This is a genomic window from Oxalicibacterium sp. (genome assembly GCF_035565035.1).
Classification (GTDB): domain Bacteria; phylum Pseudomonadota; class Gammaproteobacteria; order Burkholderiales; family Burkholderiaceae_D; genus Oxalicibacterium.
Genome location: NZ_DATMTD010000035.1, coordinates 1 through 21,893 on the forward strand (window position 1 = coordinate 1; position 21,893 = coordinate 21,893).

24 protein-coding genes are annotated in these 21,893 nt (G+C 56.8%); 12 read left to right on the top strand and 12 right to left on the bottom strand.

What is annotated here, in order from left to right; translation table 11 throughout:
- Positions 1-16: 16 nt before the first annotated feature.
- Positions 17-253: a FeoA family protein gene (locus VN114_RS03290; RefSeq protein ID WP_325511958.1), complete on the bottom strand. Its 237-nt coding sequence runs from the start codon at positions 251-253 to the stop codon at positions 17-19.
- A 190-nt stretch (positions 254-443) separates the two neighbouring features.
- Between VN114_RS03290 and VN114_RS03295 the strand changes: the two genes are divergently transcribed.
- Entirely contained in the window at positions 444-656 is a 213-nt protein-coding gene (locus VN114_RS03295; RefSeq protein WP_325511960.1) for a DUF3820 family protein, read from the top strand.
- A gap of 58 nt (positions 657-714) precedes the next feature.
- Here the strand turns inward: VN114_RS03295 and VN114_RS03300 are convergent, their stop codons facing one another.
- Positions 715-1,359: a TetR/AcrR family transcriptional regulator gene (locus VN114_RS03300; protein WP_325511962.1), complete on the bottom strand. Its 645-nt coding sequence runs from the start codon at positions 1,357-1,359 to the stop codon at positions 715-717.
- Between the two features lie 97 nt (positions 1,360-1,456).
- Here VN114_RS03300 and VN114_RS03305 point away from each other — a divergent pair, with 97 nt between their 5' ends.
- Together VN114_RS03305 and VN114_RS03310 are read left to right on the top strand one after the other, a co-directional pair.
- Positions 1,457-1,903, top strand: a complete 447-nt coding sequence (locus tag VN114_RS03305; protein ID WP_325511964.1) for a YybH family protein — start codon at positions 1,457-1,459, stop codon at positions 1,901-1,903.
- A 249-nt stretch (positions 1,904-2,152) separates the two neighbouring features.
- On the top strand, positions 2,153-2,635 hold the full coding sequence (locus VN114_RS03310; RefSeq protein WP_325511966.1) for a VOC family protein: 483 nt from the start codon (positions 2,153-2,155) through the stop codon (positions 2,633-2,635).
- 106 nt (positions 2,636-2,741) lie between these two features.
- On the opposite strand, the gene alkB is transcribed toward VN114_RS03310, so the two are convergent.
- Positions 2,742-3,398: a DNA oxidative demethylase AlkB gene (gene alkB / locus VN114_RS03315; protein ID WP_325511968.1), complete on the bottom strand. Its 657-nt coding sequence runs from the start codon at positions 3,396-3,398 to the stop codon at positions 2,742-2,744.
- 52 nt (positions 3,399-3,450) lie between these two features.
- Entirely contained in the window at positions 3,451-4,758 is a 1,308-nt protein-coding gene (locus tag VN114_RS03320; RefSeq protein ID WP_325511970.1) for an MFS transporter, read from the bottom strand.
- Positions 4,759-4,822: 64 nt separating this feature from the next.
- Here VN114_RS03320 and VN114_RS03325 point away from each other — a divergent pair, with 64 nt between their 5' ends.
- Positions 4,823-4,984: a hypothetical protein gene (locus VN114_RS03325; RefSeq protein WP_325511972.1), complete on the top strand. Its 162-nt coding sequence runs from the start codon at positions 4,823-4,825 to the stop codon at positions 4,982-4,984.
- A 128-nt stretch (positions 4,985-5,112) separates the two neighbouring features.
- On the opposite strand, the gene VN114_RS03330 is transcribed toward VN114_RS03325, so the two are convergent.
- From VN114_RS03330 to VN114_RS03360, 7 genes are all read right to left on the bottom strand, one after another.
- Entirely contained in the window at positions 5,113-5,481 is a 369-nt protein-coding gene (locus VN114_RS03330; RefSeq protein ID WP_325511974.1) for a response regulator, read from the bottom strand.
- Between the two features lie 29 nt (positions 5,482-5,510).
- Positions 5,511-6,062, bottom strand: a complete 552-nt coding sequence (locus VN114_RS03335) for a hypothetical protein (RefSeq protein WP_325511976.1) — start codon at positions 6,060-6,062, stop codon at positions 5,511-5,513.
- Between the two features lie 40 nt (positions 6,063-6,102).
- Positions 6,103-6,822, bottom strand: coding sequence for a methyl-accepting chemotaxis protein (locus VN114_RS03340; RefSeq protein ID WP_325512019.1), 720 nt, complete (start codon positions 6,820-6,822; stop codon positions 6,103-6,105).
- A 79-nt stretch (positions 6,823-6,901) separates the two neighbouring features.
- Positions 6,902-9,328 carry an Hpt domain-containing protein gene (locus tag VN114_RS03345; protein WP_325511978.1) on the bottom strand — a complete coding sequence of 809 codons (2,427 nt, stop codon included), beginning with the start codon at positions 9,326-9,328 and terminating at the stop codon, positions 6,902-6,904.
- Positions 9,329-9,563: 235 nt separating this feature from the next.
- Positions 9,564-10,058, bottom strand: a complete 495-nt coding sequence (locus tag VN114_RS03350; protein WP_325511979.1) for a hypothetical protein — start codon at positions 10,056-10,058, stop codon at positions 9,564-9,566.
- A 139-nt stretch (positions 10,059-10,197) separates the two neighbouring features.
- Positions 10,198-10,698, bottom strand: a complete 501-nt coding sequence (locus tag VN114_RS03355) for a DUF1269 domain-containing protein (protein ID WP_325511981.1) — start codon at positions 10,696-10,698, stop codon at positions 10,198-10,200.
- Between the two features lie 169 nt (positions 10,699-10,867).
- A complete protein-coding gene (locus tag VN114_RS03360) occupies positions 10,868-11,644 on the bottom strand; it encodes a 3-oxoacyl-ACP reductase family protein (protein WP_325511983.1) in 777 nt (258 codons plus the stop codon).
- 136 nt (positions 11,645-11,780) lie between these two features.
- Here VN114_RS03360 and VN114_RS03365 point away from each other — a divergent pair, with 136 nt between their 5' ends.
- The 7 genes from VN114_RS03365 (at position 11,781) to VN114_RS03395 (ending at position 20,433) form a co-directional block, all read left to right on the top strand.
- Complete coding sequence (locus tag VN114_RS03365) at positions 11,781-12,704, top strand: LysR family transcriptional regulator (protein WP_325511984.1); 924 nt, start codon at positions 11,781-11,783, stop codon at positions 12,702-12,704.
- 16 nt (positions 12,705-12,720) lie between these two features.
- Entirely contained in the window at positions 12,721-13,386 is a 666-nt protein-coding gene (locus VN114_RS03370; protein WP_325511986.1) for a tRNA-uridine aminocarboxypropyltransferase, read from the top strand.
- Positions 13,387-13,537: 151 nt separating this feature from the next.
- A complete protein-coding gene (locus VN114_RS03375; protein ID WP_325511988.1) occupies positions 13,538-14,047 on the top strand; it encodes a DUF1993 domain-containing protein in 510 nt (169 codons plus the stop codon).
- Between the two features lie 175 nt (positions 14,048-14,222).
- On the top strand, positions 14,223-15,893 hold the full coding sequence (locus tag VN114_RS03380) for a VRR-NUC domain-containing protein (protein ID WP_325511990.1): 1,671 nt from the start codon (positions 14,223-14,225) through the stop codon (positions 15,891-15,893).
- The gene (locus VN114_RS03385) at positions 15,890-18,145 is read left to right on the top strand and encodes an ATP-dependent DNA helicase (RefSeq protein WP_325511992.1); all 2,256 of its coding nucleotides are present in this window, start codon (positions 15,890-15,892) and stop codon (positions 18,143-18,145) included. The genes VN114_RS03380 and VN114_RS03385 overlap by 4 nt, the downstream gene beginning before the upstream one ends.
- A gap of 126 nt (positions 18,146-18,271) precedes the next feature.
- A complete protein-coding gene (locus VN114_RS03390) occupies positions 18,272-18,514 on the top strand; it encodes a hypothetical protein (protein ID WP_325511994.1) in 243 nt (80 codons plus the stop codon).
- Positions 18,515-18,624: 110 nt separating this feature from the next.
- On the top strand, positions 18,625-20,433 hold the full coding sequence (locus VN114_RS03395) for a bifunctional metallophosphatase/5'-nucleotidase (protein WP_325511996.1): 1,809 nt from the start codon (positions 18,625-18,627) through the stop codon (positions 20,431-20,433).
- Here the strand turns inward: VN114_RS03395 and VN114_RS03400 are convergent.
- Positions 20,430-21,017, bottom strand: coding sequence for a flavin reductase family protein (locus tag VN114_RS03400; protein WP_325511998.1), 588 nt, complete (start codon positions 21,015-21,017; stop codon positions 20,430-20,432). The two genes, VN114_RS03395 and VN114_RS03400, sit on opposite strands and share 4 nt — an antisense overlap.
- A 119-nt stretch (positions 21,018-21,136) precedes the next feature.
- On the opposite strand from VN114_RS03400, the gene VN114_RS03405 reads away from it, so the two are divergent.
- Positions 21,137-21,802, top strand: a complete 666-nt coding sequence (locus tag VN114_RS03405; protein ID WP_325512000.1) for a class I SAM-dependent methyltransferase — start codon at positions 21,137-21,139, stop codon at positions 21,800-21,802.
- The last annotated feature ends 91 nt before the right edge of the window (positions 21,803-21,893 follow it).

A 21,893-nucleotide genomic window follows, 5' to 3' on the forward strand; every position in this document is an offset into this window, starting at 1 on the left:
TGCTGTTATGCGGGACTCATGCCGGATGTATGTTGACGCGCTCCGCTTCGGATCGGCGCAATGCGAATCGCGTGAAGCCGATCTGCACCAGCAACGGATCGGCGCCGATCGGACCGCGCGCCACGATGCGCACCGGCTCGCCTTCGACAAAGCCGAGTTCGCGCAGGCGTTTTGCAATCGGATCGCTGCTGTCCAGACCGGTAACGGTATCGACTACTGCAGGTGTGAAGGGAGAGAGTTCGGAGAGGTTCACGAATAACAATTCAGGTTAAATAACAATGATTCTCATTATATCGGCATTTTGTTTCTTGTGAGACTGACGTTTTGCAAATGCCGAATGAACGAAGCCGATTGCATATGAAAAGTACGGCCTTTTAGAAAATCATCCGGCAAGGCCGTGCGCATTTTAGAATGCATGTCATAAAAGCGCGACCGGAAACCGCATGCATCCCGATCATCTGCAAAAACTCGTTAGCTTCCCCATGCCCTATGGTAAATACAAGGGACGAATGCTGGCCGATCTGCCCGGGCATTATCTCGGCTGGTTTGCGCGCGAAGGTTTTCCGAAAGGCGAACTGGGCACGCTGCTCGCGCTGATGTACGAGCTCGATCACAACGCCTTGCGTCATTTGCTCGATCCGTTGCGCCAGAGATAGTCAGAGTTCGATAACGATCCGGCCTCCACCTTCAGACGTACTGGTTTCAGTTACCGCTTCACTTGTCCGGTTGCGGCAAGCCGCGCTCCACCATCTCCAGCAATTGCGCGCCGATTCCCTCCGCCTGTTCGTCATTGAGGACGCGTAACGGCCCGTCGATCAGCAACATCGACAATCCGTGTACGGCCGACCAGGCAAGAAATTCCGCACCGAAGCGCCGCTCCGCCAACAAGACACCCGCTTCGCACATCTCATCCAGTGCACGCGTCAACAATTGAAACGGCGTCAGACCGCTTTTGCCTGCCATTTCCGGAATCGTCGCCTTCTGCAAATCCTCATGCACCGAAAACGCCGTGCGAAACAAACCGGGCTCGGCGCGTGCAAATCGCAGGTAACCGGTCCCCACCGCACGCAAATGCGCACGCGCGATATCGGCGGGTTTACCGGTGGTCGGACAGCTCGCCCATTCCGCTTCGATGGCCAGTGCCAGTTCGGCCTGCGCCGCGGAGCAAACCGCCTGCAATAAGGCATCGCGATCGGCAAAGTGACGGTACGCGGCATTCGGCGCAACGCCAGCCTGCCGTGTTGCTTCCCGCAGCACCACCGCGGTGGGCCCGCCTGCCTTCGCCAGTCTTGTTCCCGCCTCCAGCAAAGCCCGGCGCAAATCGCCGTGGCGATAGGTTTCTCGTTTGGGAACAACCATTTTCTTTGTCATTTTTAATAATTGTGTACAGCGTACACTATCTGTCGTAATATTCGCGAACACTGTACACAACATTTGATTTCAAAGGAGAAACACCATGAATCAGACTGTCAGCAGTACCGCAGCAGAAGCCGAAGTTTGCGCCGCCCTCGATGGCTGGGCACAGGACGTCGGCACCCGCGACGTGAAGAAAATCATGTCGCACTACGCATCCGACGTTGTCGCTTTCGATGCGATCGGGACGCTTCAATTCAAGGGAGCCGAAGCCTACGGCAAACACTGGGCAGCGTGCATGGAGATGTGCACCGGGCCGATGGTGTTCAGGATCGACCAGGTAAAAACCACCGCCGACGAAGACGTCGCCTTCAGCCATTTTCTCGTCAATTGCGGAGGCACCGATCAGGACGGCAACCAGAAAACATCATGGATGCGCGGCACCAGCTGTCATCGCCGCGAAGACGGTCAATGGCGTATCGCTCATGAGCATTTTTCCGCACCGTTTGAGATGGAAAGCGGCAAGGCCCAATTCGACCTGAAGCCCTGAACGCTCCCGCACTCCCATGCCAGTCATGCAGACAGAAACCGGGCGCATTCTGAAACCGGCTTTTCCACCGGTTTCGGAAGAAGTTTACCGACAATGGATTTTCCGGTTCGACGAATTATGGTCGTCGGTCACTTCCGAACGTGATCAGCGCGAAATGCAGGCCCTGCTTCGGCTGGTCGAACGATACGAAACCACTTGCATGCCACACCGTACTACTTTCAACAACAGACATACCCAAGGAGACAATTCATGAGCACACCTGCAGTCAAGCCGATCCCGGACGGCATGCATTCGGTCACTCCGCATCTAGTCTGCGCCGACGCAGCCGCTGCCATCGCGTTCTACGTCAAGGCATTCAACGCTGTCGAAGCCGCCAGATTGCCTGGTCCCGACGGCAAGATCTGGCACGCGATGGTTCGCATCGGCGATTCCCCCGTGATGCTGGTCGACGAATTCCCCGATTACGGTTCCCTCGGCCCAAAGGCGCGCAAGGGGACATCCGTCACGTTGCATCTCTACGTCAAGGATGCTGACGCCGCGTTCAAGCAGGCGATCGAAGCCGGCGCGACCGTCAAGATGCCTTTGGAAAATACCTTTTGGGGCGATCGCTACGGCATTGTCGAAGATCCGTTCGGCCATGCATGGTCGATTGCCACGCACGTGAAAGACATGACGCCGGAAGAAATCACGACTGCGGCGAAAAGCGCGATGACGGACGGTGGCTGTGCATAAAAAGCACCACGGTCCAAATTTGAACGAATGCTCAGATATTGAGCGAGTATTCAAACATGTCGAAAGGTGCATAAAACCTGCCCATGCGCCTGACTCTACCTGATTCTCATGACGCCTTGCGAAATGTGAGATTGACCCGGCAGTCGCCTGTCAACGGGTGGCTGCCCTGTTTCAACGGCGTGATGCCGTGATACCGCAATCTCGCACTTCCTCCCCAGACAACCGCATCGCCATGCAGCAACGGCATACGCAATGGCTTGTCTTCCCGACGCAATCCGCCAAACAGGAATATCGCCGGCAACCCGAGCGATATCGAAACGATCGGCTGACTGAAGTCCGGTTCATCCTTGTCCTGATGCAGCGACATGCGCGCACCAGGTTCATAACGATTGATCAGGCATGCATCCGGCATGAAGTAATCGAATCCCGCTTGCGCCGCCGCACGTTGCGCAAGCGACTGTAAAACCTCCGGCATCGCCGGCCATGGAAGATCGCTGACCGGATCGCGCGATGCATAACGATAACCGCGCCGATCCGTTACCCAGCCGAGCGGTCCGCAATTGGTCATCGCGACCGACATTCGAAACCCGCCGGGCGTCGTCATCTGGCGAAACGGCGCTTGCGCCGCCACCTGCGCTACCGCTTCCAGAATGGCGGGCGCATCCTGCGTTGCAAAGCCGCGCAGCAAAACAGCGTCGGCGCACAAGAGCTCTCTTCCTGTACGCCGATCGTCAGTCATGTCGCCAAACAAATCCTGCGTCATCGCCTCATTTCATCCTTGTCACGAACGATGCAGAACGAACATTGCAACGTCGTTATCGATTCACCAGTTCACGCGGCTGCAGCAACGCCAGACCGGCACCGATCACCAACGCGCCCGCGACGAAATACATGCCTGCATTCGTGCTGTTCGTTACGTCCTTCAACCAGCCGACAATCGACGGGCTGACAAAACCGGCAAGATTACCGACCGAATTGATCAGGCCGATGCCGGCTGCCGCGGCCGCGCCGCTCAGGATCGCGCTCGGATACGTCCAGAACACCGGCATGGTCGACAACATGCCTGCCGTGCCAAGCGACAGTGCGCACAGCGCCAGAACGACATTATCGCCATAGACCGTGCTGAGATACAGCCCGAGGCCGCCCAGCGCACTGGCGATCGCAAAGTGCCAGCGACGTTCACGCATGCGATCCGCGCTGCGCGCCACCAGCAATGTGGCGATCACGCCGCAGGTATAGGGAATTGCCGTCAGCAGGCCGACGTCCAGCGCATCCTTGACGCCGGATGCCTTGACCAGCGTCGGCAGATAAAAGCTGATGCCGTACAACCCCATCATGCAGCAGAAGTAGATGGCCGCCATCAACCACACTTTCGGATTCGAGAACACGCTGGCGATTGAATGCGATTTGTCGCTGCCCACATCCTGCGCAATGTTCTCTTCCAGCACTTTCTTTTCATCGTCCAACAGCCAGTGGGAGGCGCGAATGCTGTTCGGCAGATAGAACAAAGTCATGACGCCCAGCACCAGCGATGGCACGGCCTCCAGCAGGAACAGCCATTGCCATCCATGCCAGCCGTGCACATTGGCGAACGCATTCATGATCCAGCCGGAAAGCGGACCACCGACCACACCGGCGACCGGAATGCCGATCATGAACAGCGCGTTCATGCGGCTGCGGCGCGATGTCGGAAACCAGTAAGTCAAATACAGCACGATGCCCGGAAAAAACCCGGCTTCCGCCACACCAAGCAGAAAGCGGATCACGTAAAACATCGTCGGTGTCGTGACGAACATCGTCGCTGCCGACAGGATCGACCAGGTAATCATGATGCGTGCGATCCAGACACGTGCGCCGACACGATGCATGATGATGTTGCTCGGTACCTCGAACAGGAAATAACCGATGAAAAAGATGCCGGCGCCCAGGCCATATACCGTTTCGCTGAACTGCAGATCGTTCAGCATCTGCAACTTGGCAAAACCGACGTTGACGCGATCCAGATAGGCGGCAACGTAGCAGAGAAAGAGGAACGGCAGCAGCCGCAAGGTGACCTTGGCGTAAATGCCGTCTTCCAGCTGCGTGCGTTCGCCGGAAGATGTGCTCGAAAGAATGGCGCTCATGAATGTTCCGTTTCGGATTGTCAGGTGAAAGGAATGGCCGCGTGCACATCCAGCTTGATTGCAATTGAGTCTGCAAATTGCAGCGGAATACAACGCGTCCATTGTTGCATTTATTGCCGGACAAGGCCGGCTGACAAATGCAGTCGCCGGGCAAGATGCTGCCCGGCTGCTGTCCGATTTTCGGGTGGGAAGACGGATGCCGGAAAAATCGATTCCGGCCATGTGATATCGGTTGTGCCGATGTGAAATCGTAGCCTGTGAAGCACTTCTTATGCGTGCATAATTTTCATCGCAATGCCACGTCGTGGCGATTGCATGCAACGCTCAAGCCGTCAAGCGCCAACGCCGATGGCGTCAAAAGCCAACCAGTTTCTTGAATGTCAGCAACACTGCATCGCCCTTGAACGGTTTGACAATCCAGCCCTTGATGCCGGCCGCCTTGCCGCGCTCTTTCATGATCGGCGAGTTTTCCGTTGTCAGCATGATGATGTTGACGCCGGCGTTACCCAGTTCACTGCGAATCTTTTCTGCCATCGTCAGTCCGTCCATGTTCGGCATGTTGACGTCCGACACCACCAGTTTGATGCCTGGGTCGCCTTTCAGCTTGGTCAAGCCGTCACGGCCATCCACCGCCAGGGCAACATCCAGACCATTCTTCTTGAGGAAATCGCCCACTTCTGCGCGGACGGTACTTGAGTCGTCGACTACCAGGATTTGCGCCATGATTTTTTCTCTTCTCTCGAATTAAATGATTAAAACAATTCCAGTTCGCCAGTGTTGCCATTCATCTCCGCCGCGGAGACGCTGAAGTCGATCTCCGCATAATCGGACACACACAGCGTCACATGGAAGCGCGGCGCCTGGTCGATATCGATGGCAAAGTGCTGTACATGTCCGCAGTCGAGCATCTGCAGATAGGATGCACAGTGCCGGTCGATCACGTTCGGCGTCGACATGCCGATATGCGGGAAGAAGTTACCGAGATCACGATTGAGAATGCCGCAGCACAGATTGCCGCATTCGGCGATCGCATCCATGAACGACTGTTCGCTCATGTCGGCTGCGCTGACGTTGTTCAGGCGAGCGAAATATTCCTTCGTTGCCGCATCCGGCGTGAAGTAAAACATCACCATCAGGCGGAACAGATAGGATGACACGGTCAGTACGACCATTTTCTTTTCGTCAATGGCGGTGACGTTGGACAGAATCGATACATCGCACGATGCTCCTGACTGCACAAGGCTGCCCTTGAGTGCCTGCGTCAACAGCGTATCGAACCCGTCCCTGGCAGATGAACTGATCATGACTTGATGAAGTGATTTGAAATGATGCGCAACGATGCAATCAGGCCGCCAGCGCTTCGCGGGTTCTCTTGTTGATCAGATCCAGGCCAATGACGGCACCGACGATCATCTTGCCGCCCGCCTGCAAATCCTGAAATGTCGTGGTCGTGATCAGGTCGTTCTGATAAAGACTGCTGCGATAACTTTTCGACAGCGCTTCAGCGCGTTGCGCAAGATCGCGCACTTCCGCCGCCACCACGGCAAAACCGCGGCCGTGCACACCGGCGCGCGCCGCTTCAATGGAGGCGTTGAGCGCGACGATGATGACTTGATTGACGATCAGCGCGAACTCGTCGTTCTTGCGATGCATGTCGCGATTGTGCGTGATCAGCACGTTCATGTCGTCGTGCCAGCGCTCGAAGGTGCGCATCAGGCCCATCAGGTTGCCGATGGTTTCCTGCGAGGCATTGCAGTTTTCCATCACACGCGCTGTGCTTTCCTCGTTCTTCGCATTCAGTTGCAGGATCAGTTGCGTGTTCTTTTCGCGCATCTGTTCGATGCGCTGATCACTTGCAAGCCGTTCGTCGTCCACCTCCTGTTGCCTGTGGTCGAAATCCCGTTGCTGCTCTTCCATCGTCAGATGCAGGCTGTTCTTCAGCGCTTCCACCTGGTCGATATCAATCATGCGCGCGATGCGCGACGTCAGTCGCCTGTTCTTCCACAACAGCGGCACACCGGCCAGCACAAGGCCAAGTACAAAAAATAAAATTGAATCCAACACCATGAAAATCCGTTTCCGTTAACGATATGTGCTGCCAATGCCGCAAATGCTTTCCGGCGGCCCTGCTCCGACCGACTGATCAAGCCGCGCGCGGATCGCTGCCAGCCTGTGCCAGACCCGCTGTATTGGCAACGCCCTGTTGCTCATGGCCGCCGACCGGATAAGGCACATCGATGCCATCGACTTCGACCAGTACGCGTTCCGGCAGCATCACGATCACCTGGAAGCTGCGAAAATCCGCACCTTCCGCCTTGTCGGTAAAACGAATGTCGATCTGTCCCTGCTCACGTGTGACAAAATCCAGCACCGCATCCATGCCCACACCGCGTCCCGACACATCCGTCACCTCGTTGCGCGTCGAAAATCCCGGCTGCAGGATCAGACGTGCCAGTTCCGCATCGGTCGGCATCACATCGGCGGCAATCAGATTCTTCTCGCGTGCAGTCTGGCGAATACGCGCCAACGCCAGCCCGCGACCGTCGTCCGACAAGGCCATGTGTGCCATGCCGTCCATCACGCCGACTTCCAGCTTGATGACGCCTGCCTCCGGCTTGCCGTGAGCGACGCGCTCTTCTGCCGCTTCCAGGCCGTGATCCATTGCGTTGCGGATCAGGTGCATGAAGACGTTTTTCAGCATCGGCGAAGCATGCGTATGCACGACATAACCGTTATCTTCGATAGCGATGACAGGCACTGCCTTGCCGAGATCTTCGGCGAGTGCAGGCAGCGAATCGGTGATGCCGGCCAGCGTATCGGAAATCGATTCGGTGCCGAGCAGGCGCAGCGTCTTGCGGACGGCATCGCGCACGGCGACCAGTTCATGCAGGTTCGAGGTGTTGACGGTCTCCAGACGATGCAGGCTTTCCTGGATGTGTTTGCGGTCGATCGTCAATGTGTGGTGTTCGGTCGCACCGGATTGCACGACGCCTTGGCGACCCAGCGTGACTTCGTTGATGCGGGCGTAACGATCGATCGTTTCGCGCACGGCGGTCAGCTCGTTCAACAGATATTCCTGGTCCCAGATCGCGCCGGTTTCCGGATGGCGCAGGTCGTCGTAATGCTGTTCTGCAGCATGAACGATATTCGCCAGATGCAGCATGCCGTAGGTGCGACCATTGCCCTTGATGGTGTGCATGTTGCGGAACAGTTTGGCGATGGCGAAAGCAGTTGCTTCCGGATTCTGGCGCACAATCTGTTCGTTCTCGTCAATGAAGCGGCGCGAGGTTGCAATGAATTCCTGGAACTTGCCGGCGCTGATCGCAAGGATTTCGCCGATCATTTCCAGTTCGCGTTTCTGTTCGTTGGCTTCGGCAGCCAGTTTGCGCAGTTCGGTGACGTCGCGCACGCACAGCATCAGACGGATGACGGTATCGGCTTCGTCGGTGATCGGCGACCAGCTCAGGTCAAGAATCTTGACACGACCGTCTGCCATTTTCTTCTCGACTTCGCCGACCATCAAATGTTCGTTGAAGGTGAAGTTCATCACGTCTTCGCCGATGCAGGCGCCACCGATCGCCTCGATCTGCGACAGCGTGTCGGCACCCAGACTGGTATCGGCAAACACCAGTTCCATCAGGTCGCGCCCGGCGACATCCCGGGTTTCGAACACGGTTTCGAGGAAGGCCGAGTATTCCGGATGCACCTTGTTGCCATCGACGATGGTCAGGATGCCTTGCGGAATGTTCTGCAGCATGGCCTGCATGTCGGCGGTTTTCTGCTTGAGTTGCGCGGATGCTTCCTGGATCTTCTCGATCATGCCGTTGAAGGCGACGATCGAATGACCGACTTCATCCATGCGCTGCACCGGCAGGCGACGTGTAAAGTCCTGGCTGGACGCGATCTCGCTCATCATCGTCTGCATGCGGCTGATCGGGCCGGTGATCTGGCGATACAGCATGAAGCCGATGAAGGTCAGCAGAACGACCGCCATGGCGGAAACGACCGCGATCGCGGTGCTGGTCGTCGCCAGATTGTTATTCAGCGATTCAATCGCGACGTCCTTGCCGCGGTTCTTTTCGATGCGCAAGGTATCGACTATGCCCTCCAGCTCGGTCTGATACTGCACCACGCCACCGAAGAAAGTCGCCTGCGCAACATCGTCCCTGCCAGCCAGCTTGAATTTGGCAACACCGTCAATCGCATCGAAGTAATTGTCCAGACTCTCCTTCGCCTGATCGACGAGACCGAGTTGCGCAATGCCGTCGGCATGCTTCAACTGGAAGTCGAGCGCTTCCTGCAAGGCGGCTTTTTTCGCACCCAGCTTTTCGTTTTCCTGCGGCACCAGATTGTTGTCCGTTTCGCTGACCATCACCATCGCGGCCAGTTGCACGTCTTTCAACTTGCCGACCAGATCGGACGAAGCCAGCACGCTTGGAACGACGCCTTCGGTGACCGATTTCACCTCCACTGCGCTGCCGCGCGACTGGAAAACGGCATACGAGCCGATGGCCGAGATGACGATGAATGTGAGAATGACGAGCAGGCTGATGCGCAAACGGATGGTCATGCTGTTTCCTTCAAATCGGGCAACGCGGTGTTCCGCTTCGAGGAACTTGAATCCGGTTGATTATTGACTTGCGGAAATTATTGATGACAACTATGACTTCGGCATGACATCCATGTGACAAAAGGTGACATCGTGCATTCGATGCACGGCTGACAAGAACACCGAAAGTGGGAAGAACGCAGAGAGATAACAAAAAAAGGGACGACCTCGCGATCGCCCCCGTCTTGCACGACGTTCACCGTAGCGGTTGTTCCAGTTTCCAGTACATGACTGCTGCGACCATGCCGAAAATCAGGTGCGCGACGAATGTCGCTGCACCGCGCATTTCTGCAAACCATTCGAACATGCGGACCATGCCGTAGAAATTGAACAGGTAAAGCACGAGGCCGAATACCGCACCGGTCACAAGCACCATGCCGATGCTGGAATCGAGCCTGTACGGCACGATGATGCCGGCCAGGATCAGGCCGAAGGCAATACCAAGAATGTAGTGTGTGACCAGTGCCACGATGACGATCGGCAGGCTGAAGTCCACCGATTGCAGAACATCCGGCCCCATCACGATTGCCGCAACCATGTGCGAGGCCAGCCACGGATTGCCATCGCCGGCCAGCGTTGCCCACAACAATTCCAGCACCATCAACACGGCGCCTGCGACGAAGCCGGAAACCGCTGCCACCTTCCAGTCCGGCACACGCCGTTCCCATCGATGCGAATGCATGAGTTCCATATCAACCTCCGTCAAACGATTGCCGGCTCAAGCATCTCGTGCATCTTCATGCACCGGCAACCGCTGCCACCGGCTGCAGCTATCGCCGTTGTTTCATTTCGTTCCGGATTGCCACCTTCACGACAAATTCATAAAATCGTTACGGAAAAACCGGAACATGCGACTCTTCACCGCCGAAACGCAATTCCGGATGCCGTTCCCTCAACATCTTTTCTATCTCGCCGACGCGATGTGCGGGTATGTCGGTGACCATCAGGATTTTTCCTCTTTCCATTTCAGGCATGAATTCTTTCAGGCGCGAATTCGGCAGCGCAGCCGCGGCCATGCTTGATGCCCAGGCACCGAACAGAAGTCCCATCAATGTCGTCAACAAGATGGTCGCCTCGCCCAGTTCTGCATAACCAATCAATATTGCACCCAGTACCATGCCGAGAATTCCCCCGGCGATCATGCCGTTGGCGGCGCCATGAAGGACATCTGTGCGGAGAAGAAAACCGGCTTCCGGCAAATCGGGAGGGATCGGCGTGGCGCTGGAAAGAAAACGGATATGTCGCTGTTCGACACGGCTAAGCAGCATGTTGTCGAATGCGCGCCGTGCACTGTGTATATCGGGAAGAAAATAATAAAGTCTGTGTCTCATGACCGACTCCTTCCATGACCCGTTGTGGATTCAACTTGGTGAATTCAGTATAGGCAGTGAATCGCAAGTTTCAATGGATGAACTTTCATGAGATGCCGCCAGACAACTTTTAAAGACGATGGGATTGTCGACAAGTCCCATCGCCCTGCTTCGTTAAAACAAACATCGATCAGGCCGAGAATCCGCCATCGATCGTCAAGCTGGCACCGGTGATGTAACCCGCCTGCGGACCTGCCAGATAGGCGACGAAATCGGCGATCTCGTCATCGCGACCGTAACGATTGACGGCCATCAGACCGAGCAAGGTATCGGCAAACTCTCCGTTTGCAGGATTCATGTCGGTATCGACCGGACCCGGTTGCACATTGTTGACCGTGATGCCGCGCGGTCCGAGGTCGCGCGCCAAGCCTTTGGTAAAACCGACGATCGCCGATTTGCTCATGGCGTAGATGCTGCCGCCGGCGAACGGCATGCGGTCTGCATTGGTGCTGCCGATCGTGATGATGCGTCCGCCATCGCCCATGTGACGCACGGCTTCCTGCGTGGCGATGAAGACGCTGCGGACATTGACATCCATCGTGCGATCGAAATCTTCCAGTTTCAATTCGTCGATCGCGCCCAGCACCAGCGCGCCGGCGTTATTGACCAGAATGTCGATGCGACCGAATGCTTCCACCGTTTTGGCAATCGCATCGCGGATCGCGGTCGCGTCCGTACTGTCTGCCTTGATTGCCAGCGCGCGGCCGCCGTTTTTCTGAATGCTGTCTGCGACTTCCTTTGCCTTGTCAGGCGAGCTGACGTAGGTCAGTGCGACTGCTGCACCGTCGCGTGCAAGACGTCTTGCGATTGCGGCACCGATGCCGCGCGAACCACCCTGCACGAATGCGACCTTGCCTGCAAGATTTTGTCCGGTTTGCTGAGCGACGTTTGTGTTTGCATTTGCCATGATGTTTCTCCTTGGTTGTTTAAGTATGAATAACGAGACGACGAAGCCAGTATCCACCTTGGATTACGTTGTTACTAGACGGTAATTGCTATATTCTGTTGAAACCATTGGTTTCAAATAAGACGGCAGGATTCATATGGAAACACTCAACAGCATTGAATGCTTTGTCCGCAGCGCGGAGGCCGGCAGCTTCTCGGAAGCTGCACGGCGCCTCGGCCTGACGTCCGCCGCCGTCGGCAAGAATGTGGCGAAGCTGGAAGCGAACCTCGGTGTGCGCCTGTTCCAGCGCAGCACGCGCAGCCTGAAACTGACCGAGGCCGGCGAACGTTTCCTGGCCGAGGTCGGCAACGGACTTGCGACCATCCAGAATGCCGTTGCCAATCTGGCCAGCTCCGATGGCCAGCCTGCCGGCAACCTGAAAATCAGCATGGGATCCAGCTTCGGTCGTACCTACATCGTGCCGCTGCTGACCGACTTCCTGCAGCGCTATCCGGCCATTACGCCCGACTGGCATTTCGATAATCGACGTGTCGACATGGTGGCGGAAGGCTTCGATGCCGCGATTGGCGGCGGCTTCGAATTGCCGCCCAGCGTGGTCGCCCGTGCGCTCGGTCCGGCACACGGCATACTGGTGGCGGCACCGGACTATTTTGAAGATCGGAAAATGCCGCGTTCACCCGCCGATCTCGATCAGTACGACGGCATCCTGATCCGCTCGCCGCAAATCGGCCGCGTGCGTTCATGGCCGTTGCGTAATCGCGCCAACGAACAGATGTCGCTCACCCTGCGGCCACGCATGACGATGAGCGACCAGGATGCGGCATCCGAGGCAACGCAAGCCGGATTGGGGATTGCCCTGATTTCGATGCCGCATGCATTGCCCTACCTGAACAGCAAAAAACTGATACGCGTGCTGCCCGACTGGTATGTCGACATGGGCACGATCTCGCTCTATTTCTCTGCGCAAAAACTGCTGCCGGCAAAGACGCGCGTGTTTGTCGATTTCGTTGTCGAGCACTTCCGGCAGGAAAAACTGGCCAAGCGCTTTTCAGCCATTTGACGACAGGACGCAAACGATGATCGACCAGCCGAAACGATTGCAATGCGGACTTTGCCTGCGTCCGCAAAGCGCATGTATCTGCCAGTGGATCAGGCCGACTGTGCACACGACCGAAGTACTGATCCTGCAGCATCCGATGGAAGAACACCAGGCCAAAGGCAGCGCGCGCCTGCTGCATCTGAGCCTCCCGCACAGTCGTCTGGTCGTCGGCGAACGTTTCGACGATGCCGCTTTGCGTGCACTGTTGTTCGCACCATTTCTTCCTGAGGAAAATGGGTGCGATAACGATCGGCCGGTTCGTCCGTTGCTCCTCTACCCATTGGACGATGCGGTTCTAGACGACCGCCAGTGGTCGCCGTCGCAGGATTCGATTACCCATGCGACAGATTCCGTGCGGCATCGCCTGGTCGTTCTCGACGGCACTTGGCGCAAGAGCCGCAAGATGCTCCATCTCAATCCGTTGCTGCAGCAACTGCCGCGCTTTGCGCTGTGCAATCCGCCCGCGTCGCATTACGCGATACGCAAGGCGCATCATCCCGATCAGCTGTCGACGTATGAGGCGACCTGCCACGCATTGATGGAACTGGAGGGCAATGCAGAAAGATTCGCGCCGTTATTGCAGGCGTTCGACGGTTTCATCGCGCAACAGCAATCGCATGTCGTGCATCACGCTGCCGGCTGAACTCCTCGCCACAGTTGTGTAGCAACCTCGCAGATGGTCGTTCTCCTCAGGAAACACGGCATCGCCAGCACGGTTTCCCATTCCTTCCTATAATCGACGCCGACCGCATCAGCGCCCATTTTCCCAACGACGTCCGAAACAAGGAACCACGATGACCATTTCCCTTTACGCTGCTTCCATCCCGGTCTACAAGCAGATGCTCAACAGCCTCGCCGACATCCTGAAAAAGGCCGAGGCCCATGCGACCGCCAAGAACATCGATCCGAACGCATTGCTACAGGCGCGTCTGTATCCGGACATGTTCGCGCTGTTGCGCCAGGTTCAGGTTGCCTGCGATTTCGCACGCAGCGCTGCAGCCCGTCTGTCGAACACCGACATTCCGAAAGTCGCGGACGACCAGCAAACGTTTGCCGATCTGCAGAAATTGCTGGCCGATGCGTTGACCTTCCTCGACACCGCCACGCCAGCCAGGATCGATGGGCAAGAATCGCGCGAGATCATCACGCGTCCCGGCACACCGCACGAACGCAAGTTCACCTGCCAGACTTATCTGTTGACCTATGCGTTGCCGCAATTCTTCTTCCACGTGACGACCGCGTACGCCATCCTGCGTCACAACGGCATCGAGATCGGCAAGAAGGATTACATGGGCGCCTACTGAACGGATATCCGGCACCACACATTGAAAGAGCGGCCTGCGGGCCGCTTTTGCGTTTACCAAGCCCCGATTCTGCGCGGCATTGTCATCCTGTTCACTATCTAAAAATCACGGAGGGAAATCGTCCCGATGACGCTATACTGTACAAATAAACAGTGAATTACTTTGTCCCGTTCGCATGGCCGTCACGCTCCCCAACCCTTTCTATTACCTGGAAAACTTCCAGCGCGTACTCGACTGGCTGGGCGAGCGCTATATCGACCTGCTTTCCGAAGAAGAACGCTGTTTTATCGTGCGTTTTCCCACCTTGCCGCAGACGTCGCGTGCATTGCTGGTCAGAATGGCGATGCGCAAAGGCGAACATTTCCGCTCAGGCAAATTGCAGTATGCAGAGATCGGATGTCCCCATCAGGCAATCCAGGCTCTGCTGACGGCCGGCTGGGTCGAAGACGATCCGCCGCTTACAATCGAACACCTGTTCGCCCTGCTGAAAAAAACCGAAATCGCCACGGTTTTCGGCCTGACCGCAGCGTCACGTCTGGCAAGCAAAGCGGATCTGCTGGAGACGCTGCGGCATGAATTCACCGATGCCCGCCCGCTTGCTGCATGGCATGCATCCTTGCATGAAGCAGGCGAACGCATTTATCGCATCGCGATCACGTCATTGTGCGAACGGATGCGTCTCATGTTCTTCGGCAACCTGCACCAGACATGGTCTGAATTCGTCCTGTCCGATCTCGGCATCTACCGTTACGAACAGGTGGAATTCCAGCCATCGTCGCGCGGGTTTCAGTCCCGGCGCGACGTCGACGACTACCTGCATCTGCACCGATGCCGCGAACGTTTCGATCAAGGCGAATATCTGGATGACATCCTGCCGGATCTGCCCGTTGAACCACACGTCAATCCCTGGCTGGAAACACGACGCAACAAACTGTTGTTTCGCATTGCACAGGAATACGAACGCTGCAAGGAATTGCAGAGCGCGCTCGCTATTTATCAACGGTGCACCTGCCCCGGATCGCGATTGCGCGCGATTCGCGTCCTGGAACGTCTCGAACACCACACATGCGCTTTTGCCCTGGCCATAACCGCGGACGAAATGCCGGAAAGCGAGGCGGAACGCCAGGCGCTTCTGCGCATCCTGCCGCGCTTGCGACGCAAGCTGGGCCAGTTGAAATTACCTGTCGTCAAACCGCAAGCCGCAGAGCGCATCGACCTGATGCTGCCTTTTCCGGCAATCCCGGTTTCGGTCGAAATCGCGGCTGCCGATCATCTGACGCGCAACGACGCTCCGGTTGTGTATGTGGAAAACACATTGATCAATTCCTTGTTCGGCCTGTTGTGCTGGCCGGCGATCTTTGCGGCGGTGCCGGGTGCGTTCTTTCACCCATTCCATCATGGTCCGGTTGATTTGCTGAGCCCTGATTTTCATCAGCGTCGTGCCGTCCAGTTCACGGCCTGCCTGTCGCAACTGAATGACGATCGTTACCGGCAAACCATCGTCGCCAACTTCCATGCCAAGTACGGCACGCTCTCGCCCTTCGTTTACTGGAATGCCATCGATGAAGAGTTGCTGAACATCGCGCTGGATTGTCTGCCGCCAGATCATCTGAAAAAGTGGTTCGATCGCATCCTGCGCGACATCTCGGCCAATCGCTCCGGCTTTCCCGACCTGATCCAGTTCTATCCACAGGAAAAGCGCTACCGGATGATCGAGGTAAAAGGTCCGGGCGATCGCTTGCAGGACAACCAGCTACGCTGGATGGAATATTTCGTCGGTCACGGCATGCCGGTAGCGGTCTGTCATGTTCAATGGATGGAACAGGTCATGGATGACGTCGCATGAGTTACGTCGTTGCCGTTCGTGCACTGTGTGAATTCACTGCCAGACAGGGTGATCTTGATCTGCGTTTTACCCCGTCGCCTTCTGCGCTGGACGGCATCGCCGGGCACGCAACGGTTGTCGGCCGCCGGCCAAAACATTACGAATCCGAAGTCAGTCTGACCGGCGAATACAAACATCTTCGCTTGCGCGGACGTGCCGACGGCTATGACGGAAAGTTGAATCGCGTCGAGGAGATCAAGACCTACCGCGGCGATCTGCATGCAATGCCGGACAACCATCGACGGCTGCACTGGGCACAGGTGAAAATCTACGGCTGGCTGTTGTGCCAGTCGCGCGCCTTGTCGGCGATCGATGTCGCACTCGTGTATTACGACATCGTCAGCCAGAAGGAAACGATGCTGGTCGAAAGCTGCAGCGCTGAACATCTCAAACATTATTTCGAGCAGCAATGCGACTATTTCATTAGCTGGGCCGATAGCGAACTGAAACATCGTGCCGCACGCGATGCGGCGTTGACTGCATTGCCGTTTCCGCATGCCGAGTTCCGTACCGGTCAGCGTGATCTGGCCGAATCGGTCTATAAATCTGCCATCTCCGGCCGCGTCCTCATGGCGCAAGCGCCGACCGGCATCGGCAAGACCATCGGCACCATCTTCCCGTTACTGAAGGCCACACCGAATCAGCAGATCGACAGGATTTTCTTCCTTGCTGCAAAAACACCCGGCCGCGCGCTTGCGCTGGAGGCAATCGACCTCCTTCGACGCAGCAGTTCCGGCCTGCCGTTGCGCGTGCTGGAGCTGGTGGCGCGTGACAAGGCATGCGAGCATCCGGACAAGGCGTGCCATGGCGAATCGTGTCCGCTTGCAACAGGTTTTTATGATCGTCTTGCACAAGCACGTCAGGCGGCTGTCGATGCAGCCGTCCTCGACCAGCCGTCGCTGCGCAACATCGCCCTTGCACACCAGGTCTGTCCCTACTACCTGAGCCAGGAACTGGCACGCTGGAGCGACGTCGTCATCGGCGACTACAACTATTACTTCGACACCAGCGCCATGTTGTACAGCCTGACGATCGAAAACGAATGGCGGGTCGGCCTGTTGGTCGACGAAGCGCACAACATGCTGGAACGCGCGCGCAAGATGTATTCCGCCGAACTCGATCAAACGGTTCTGCACTTTGCCAGAAAGGCCGCACCGAAAAGCCTGAAGGCTGTACTCGACCGCGTCCATCGGCTATGGAATGAATTGCATCGCGATCAGGAAGAGGAATATCGGGTTCACCTTTTCATTCCCGAAAAATTCCAGTTCGCGTTGCAACAAGTCTGTGCCGACATGACCGCGCTGATGGCGGAACATCCGGACGGCTTGCATGAAGACCTGCAGCGTTTTTATTTCGATGCGCTGCACTTCACAAAGCTGGCCGAATCGTTCGGCGAACATTCCCTGTTCGACATCACCAGGCAGGCTGGCGGCAACGGTCAATCCCGTTCCATCCTGTGCCTGCGCAATGTGGTGCCGGCACCGTTCCTGAAAACACGGTTTGCTTCCGCACACTGCGCAACGCTGTTTTCCGCAACGCTCAGTCCGCAACATTTTTACGCCGATACGCTCGGCCTGCCCGATGACACGGCATGGCTGGACGTCGCGTCGCCCTTCGAGGCGCGGCAACTCTCGGTCAACATTGCGCGCACTATTTCCACCCGCTATGCCAACCGCCATCAATCACTGGATTCCGTGGTCGATTTGCTGGCAGGGCAATATGAAACAACGCCCGGAAATTATCTGGCGTTCTTCAGCAGCTTCGATTATCTGCAGCAGGTTGTGGAGTCTTTTATCGCGCGTTATCCCGATATTCCGATCTGGCAGCAGTCCCGTCGCATGGATGAAGCGGAGCGTACGCAGTTTCTCGCGCGATTCGTGCCGGATGGACAAGGCATCGGTTTCGCCGTTCTCGGTGGTGCATTTTCCGAAGGAATCGATCTTCCGGGAGAGCGCCTGATCGGCGCTTTCGTCGTCACGCTTGGTCTGCCGCAGGTCAATCCCGTCAATGAACAAATGCGGTTGCGCATGGATGAGCTGTTCGGCAACGGTTACGACTACACCTATCTCTATCCGGGACTGCAAAAGGTGGTGCAGGCTGCCGGTCGCGTGATTCGCACCCGCCAGGATCGCGGCGTATTGCATCTGATCGATGATCGTTTTGCACGCAGCAACGTGCGCGCCCTGCTGCCACGTTGGTGGAAAATCAACTGATGGTTTTTTCGTCATCGTCCGCTTGAACGAAGTGTTGAAATCCTGCATCAGATTTTGTAACTCTCCATTACGAATTGCATTTGGCGACCTATAATGATCCGAGGAAATCACCAAACGGACATTGCCATGAGTGACAAAAAAATGTTCTCCGAAATGGACAGCGACACGAGACGATTTTTCTCGAAAATCGTCAACACGGCAATGTTCAACATCTATGCGGTCGAACATCAATTGTTCGACACCTTCCTTTGCGAATCGGACGATCCGGAAGTCATGCAGCGCTGGCAGGAAGCCGAACCGCTGATCATGGAAGCGATCCAGCGGCGCATCGATGCGGATCCGGAAGACCGCAGCTGGATGGACATCTGACGTTTTTCCACCCGCTCTACCTTTTTTCGGTCGTTCGATAAAGCCGGCTGTCATCGATTCTTCATCCGGCTTGTCTACAATGCATTCTTTTGCCTGTCTCAAGGTAATCGATGCAAACGTTCATCTCCCCCGGAGCAACACTCGCGCTGTCCGTTGTCATTCTTGCCGCCTGCAGCAACCTGCCTGCGAAAGCTGACCGCGCAGAACAAGCGGACAGCGATACCGTCGACGTCAAGATCATCGCCTTCAACGACCTGCACGGCCACCTGGAACCGCCGCATCTGTCCGTCGCAGCGCCAGGCCCCGACAACACGATGGTTGCCTTGCCTGCCGGCGGCGCAAGCTACATGGCCAGCGCGATCCGGCAACTGAAGTTGAAGAACCCGAATCACGCGGTGGTTTCCGCCGGCGACATGATCGGTGCATCGCCGCTGGTTTCCGCCCTGTTCCTTGATGAACCGACCATCGAAACCATGAATGCCTTTGGCATTGATTTCAATGCCGTCGGCAACCATGAATTCGACAAGGGAAGCGCTGAACTGCTGCGCATGCAGCACGGCGGCTGCACGCAATACACGCAACGCAAACCCTGTGCGCTGAACGGTCGTTTCGACGGGGCGAATTTCGGTTTCCTCGCCGCCAATGTGTTTCGCAAAAATGGCGGCACGCTTTTCCCCGCTACCGGTATCAAGTCATTCGGCAGCGGCGCACAGTCGGTCAGGGTCGGCTTCATCGGCATGACGCTGAAAAACACGCCGAACATCGTCGCACCCACCGGTGTTGCCGGATTGACGTTCAGAGACGAGGCCGCCACGGCCAACGCGCTGATTCCCCGATTGAAGAACCAAGGCGCCGACGCAATCGTCGTCCTCATCCATCAGGGCGGTGCAGCCAGCGGCGGCTACAACGACCACAACTGCCCGAACCTCAGCGGCGAGATCGTGCCGATTCTCGAACGTCTCGATCCTGCCGTCGACATCGTCATCTCCGGTCATACACACCGTTCCTACATCTGCGATTACGGCAAGAAGAATCCGACGAAACCGTTCCTGCTGACCAGTGCCGGCCAATACGGCACACTGCTGACCGATATCGATCTGCGCATTGACAGACGCACACGCAAGGTCGTCGCGAAATCGGCAAGCAACCTCATCGTGCAGGGCGATGGATTCGTCAACGACAAGGGGGCGACGATCACACCTTCCACCGCGTATCCGCGTTTCGGCAAGGCAGCCGATGTCGATGCGATCATTACGCGTTATGCCGATGCCGCAGCACCACTGGCGCAACGTGTCGTGGGCCGGCTGACCGCCACACTGTCGCGTACGCCGGTCGCGTCGGGAGAAAGTCCGTTAGGCAATCTGGTCGCCGATGCACAGCTGGAGGCGACGCGTGCGGTCGACAATGGGGGCGCACAGCTTGCACTGATGAACCCGGGAGGATTGCGCGCCGATCTGGGCGTGCCAGATGGCGGTGGCGAGTTGACTTACGCTCAATTGTTCAAGGCACAGCCGTTCGGTAACAACCTAATCGTCAAGACGCTGAACGGCCGCCAACTGCGCGCCGTGCTGGAACAGCAGTTCGCATCCGGCACCAATACCGTCAGTCAACCGCGCGTGCTGTTTCCATCGAAAGGTTTTACCTACGCCTACGATCTGCGCAAACCGGTCGGCAAGCGCATTGCCGACATGCGGTTGCATGGCACGCCGATCCGCGACGGCACCTCATATCGCGTGACGATGAACAGCTATCTCGCCTCCGGCGGCGATAACTTCGAAAAGTTTAATAACGAACAACAGGTTTCTGGTGGCGATCTCGATGTGAATGCATTGGAGTCGTGGATACGCACGCGTTCGCCGGTCAGCCCGCCCGAACTCAACCGCATCACACGGATCGATGCACCGGGAAACGCGCGCTAAAGCCTGTCCGGCTGAAATTTCGAACGGCGACTGACCTGTCTGCCGGAAATCGTGAAGACGCCGTCGCCGGTGTAATGCACCGTTTGCGGATACCTCGGTGTTCGGCCCACGTGTGCTTTCACGACTTCGAAAATAAAGAAGCTGTACTTGCCGATCAACGTCTTGTCATGCAGGCGGCACTCCAGATTGGCGAAGCATTGCGTCAATAATGGAGCCTTCACCTGTTCCGCTTCCGCTGTTTGCAGTTCGAACTTGTCGAATTTATCCACGTCCGCGCCCGAACAATTACCGATGCCGACAACCTGATCCAGCATATTCACCGTCGGAATGTTGATCACACACTCGCGGCTTTTTCTGATCAGCTCGTAACTGTGATTGCCGCTTGCAATGATGCAACCGAGCAGCGACGGCGTGAATTCCATCACGGTATGCCAGCCCATCGTCATCACGTTCGCCTGCCCTTTCCAGTGCGACGTCACCAGGACAATCGGTCCCGGTTCCATGTAACGGCGTATCTCCGCCACCGGCAAATCCTTTTTCTTGACGCTTTTCATCGACGAACCACCTTTCCATCCCGATGTCATAACGGTAAATACTGAATGCCATGCTGCCGTTCCGCCTGACCAATTCAGACCGATAAAACCCGTGCAAAGTTGCCGATACGCAGGCCGGCATCTTCCGGCCATCATCGATTGGAGACACCATGTCGAATCGCACATTGAATCTGGACGACGCGTTGTACGGCTATCTGCTGGATGTTTCCCTGCGCGAACATCCGCTGTTGAGCGAACTGCGCGCGGCCACGCAAAACCATCCGCACAGGAACATGCAGATTGCGCCCGAACAGGGGCAGTTCATGGCCATGCTGATTCGCCTGATGGGCGCGCATCGCACGCTGGAAATCGGCGTATTTACCGGCTACAGCACACTGGCCGTTGCCCTTGTGCTGCCGGAAGAAGGCCGGATGGTCGTATGCGACGTCAATTCCGAATACACGGCTATCGCACGCGACTACTGGCAACGTGCCGGCGTTGCCGACAAGATCGATCTGCGGCTGGCACCTGCGCTGGAAACATTGAATGCACTGGTGGCGGAAGGCCAGGCCGGCACATTCGACTTTGTCTTCATCGATGCCGACAAGGCGAACTACGACGCCTATTACGAGCACAGCCTGCAACTTCTGCATCCCGGCGGTCTCATCGTCATCGACAACGTGTTGTGGAGCGGACGCGTTGCGCATCCTGAAGAACGCGACGACGCAGACACGCGTGCGTTGCATGACCTGAATAAAAAGCTGCATCACGATGAACGCATTGACCTGTCCATGCTGCCGATCGGCGATGGCTTGACGCTCGCAAGAAAACGCTGACCGCACACTCATTCGATCCGGCTTTGCTCGAGGGCGAGGCCGGTTCCATTCCTTTCACGCTTGATCACTCGAAGACAGATCCGAAACAGTC

Excerpts from the sequence above, each read along its gene's own strand:
- VN114_RS03295 (WP_325511960.1), top strand. The coding sequence starts at position 444 with ATGCATCCCGATCATCTGCAAAAACTCGTTAGCTTCCCCATGCCCTAT.
- VN114_RS03300 (WP_325511962.1), bottom strand. The coding sequence starts at position 1,359 with ATGGTTGTTCCCAAACGAGAAACCTATCGCCACGGCGATTTGCGCCGG.
- VN114_RS03305 (WP_325511964.1), top strand. The coding sequence starts at position 1,457 with ATGAATCAGACTGTCAGCAGTACCGCAGCAGAAGCCGAAGTTTGCGCC.
- VN114_RS03310 (WP_325511966.1), top strand. The coding sequence starts at position 2,153 with ATGAGCACACCTGCAGTCAAGCCGATCCCGGACGGCATGCATTCGGTC.
- alkB (WP_325511968.1), bottom strand. The coding sequence starts at position 3,398 with ATGACGCAGGATTTGTTTGGCGACATGACTGACGATCGGCGTACAGGA.
- VN114_RS03320 (WP_325511970.1), bottom strand. The coding sequence starts at position 4,758 with ATGAGCGCCATTCTTTCGAGCACATCTTCCGGCGAACGCACGCAGCTG.
- VN114_RS03330 (WP_325511974.1), bottom strand. The coding sequence starts at position 5,481 with ATGGCGCAAATCCTGGTAGTCGACGACTCAAGTACCGTCCGCGCAGAA.
- VN114_RS03335 (WP_325511976.1), bottom strand. The coding sequence starts at position 6,062 with ATGATCAGTTCATCTGCCAGGGACGGGTTCGATACGCTGTTGACGCAG.
- VN114_RS03345 (WP_325511978.1), bottom strand. The coding sequence starts at position 9,328 with ATGACCATCCGTTTGCGCATCAGCCTGCTCGTCATTCTCACATTCATC.
- VN114_RS03350 (WP_325511979.1), bottom strand. The coding sequence starts at position 10,058 with ATGGAACTCATGCATTCGCATCGATGGGAACGGCGTGTGCCGGACTGG.
- VN114_RS03355 (WP_325511981.1), bottom strand. The coding sequence starts at position 10,698 with ATGAGACACAGACTTTATTATTTTCTTCCCGATATACACAGTGCACGG.
- VN114_RS03360 (WP_325511983.1), bottom strand. The coding sequence starts at position 11,644 with ATGGCAAATGCAAACACAAACGTCGCTCAGCAAACCGGACAAAATCTT.
- VN114_RS03365 (WP_325511984.1), top strand. The coding sequence starts at position 11,781 with ATGGAAACACTCAACAGCATTGAATGCTTTGTCCGCAGCGCGGAGGCC.
- VN114_RS03370 (WP_325511986.1), top strand. The coding sequence starts at position 12,721 with ATGATCGACCAGCCGAAACGATTGCAATGCGGACTTTGCCTGCGTCCG.
- VN114_RS03375 (WP_325511988.1), top strand. The coding sequence starts at position 13,538 with ATGACCATTTCCCTTTACGCTGCTTCCATCCCGGTCTACAAGCAGATG.
- VN114_RS03380 (WP_325511990.1), top strand. The coding sequence starts at position 14,223 with ATGGCCGTCACGCTCCCCAACCCTTTCTATTACCTGGAAAACTTCCAG.
- VN114_RS03385 (WP_325511992.1), top strand. The coding sequence starts at position 15,890 with ATGAGTTACGTCGTTGCCGTTCGTGCACTGTGTGAATTCACTGCCAGA.
- VN114_RS03390 (WP_325511994.1), top strand. The coding sequence starts at position 18,272 with ATGAGTGACAAAAAAATGTTCTCCGAAATGGACAGCGACACGAGACGA.
- VN114_RS03395 (WP_325511996.1), top strand. The coding sequence starts at position 18,625 with ATGCAAACGTTCATCTCCCCCGGAGCAACACTCGCGCTGTCCGTTGTC.
- VN114_RS03400 (WP_325511998.1), bottom strand. The coding sequence starts at position 21,017 with ATGACATCGGGATGGAAAGGTGGTTCGTCGATGAAAAGCGTCAAGAAA.
- VN114_RS03405 (WP_325512000.1), top strand. The coding sequence starts at position 21,137 with ATGTCGAATCGCACATTGAATCTGGACGACGCGTTGTACGGCTATCTG.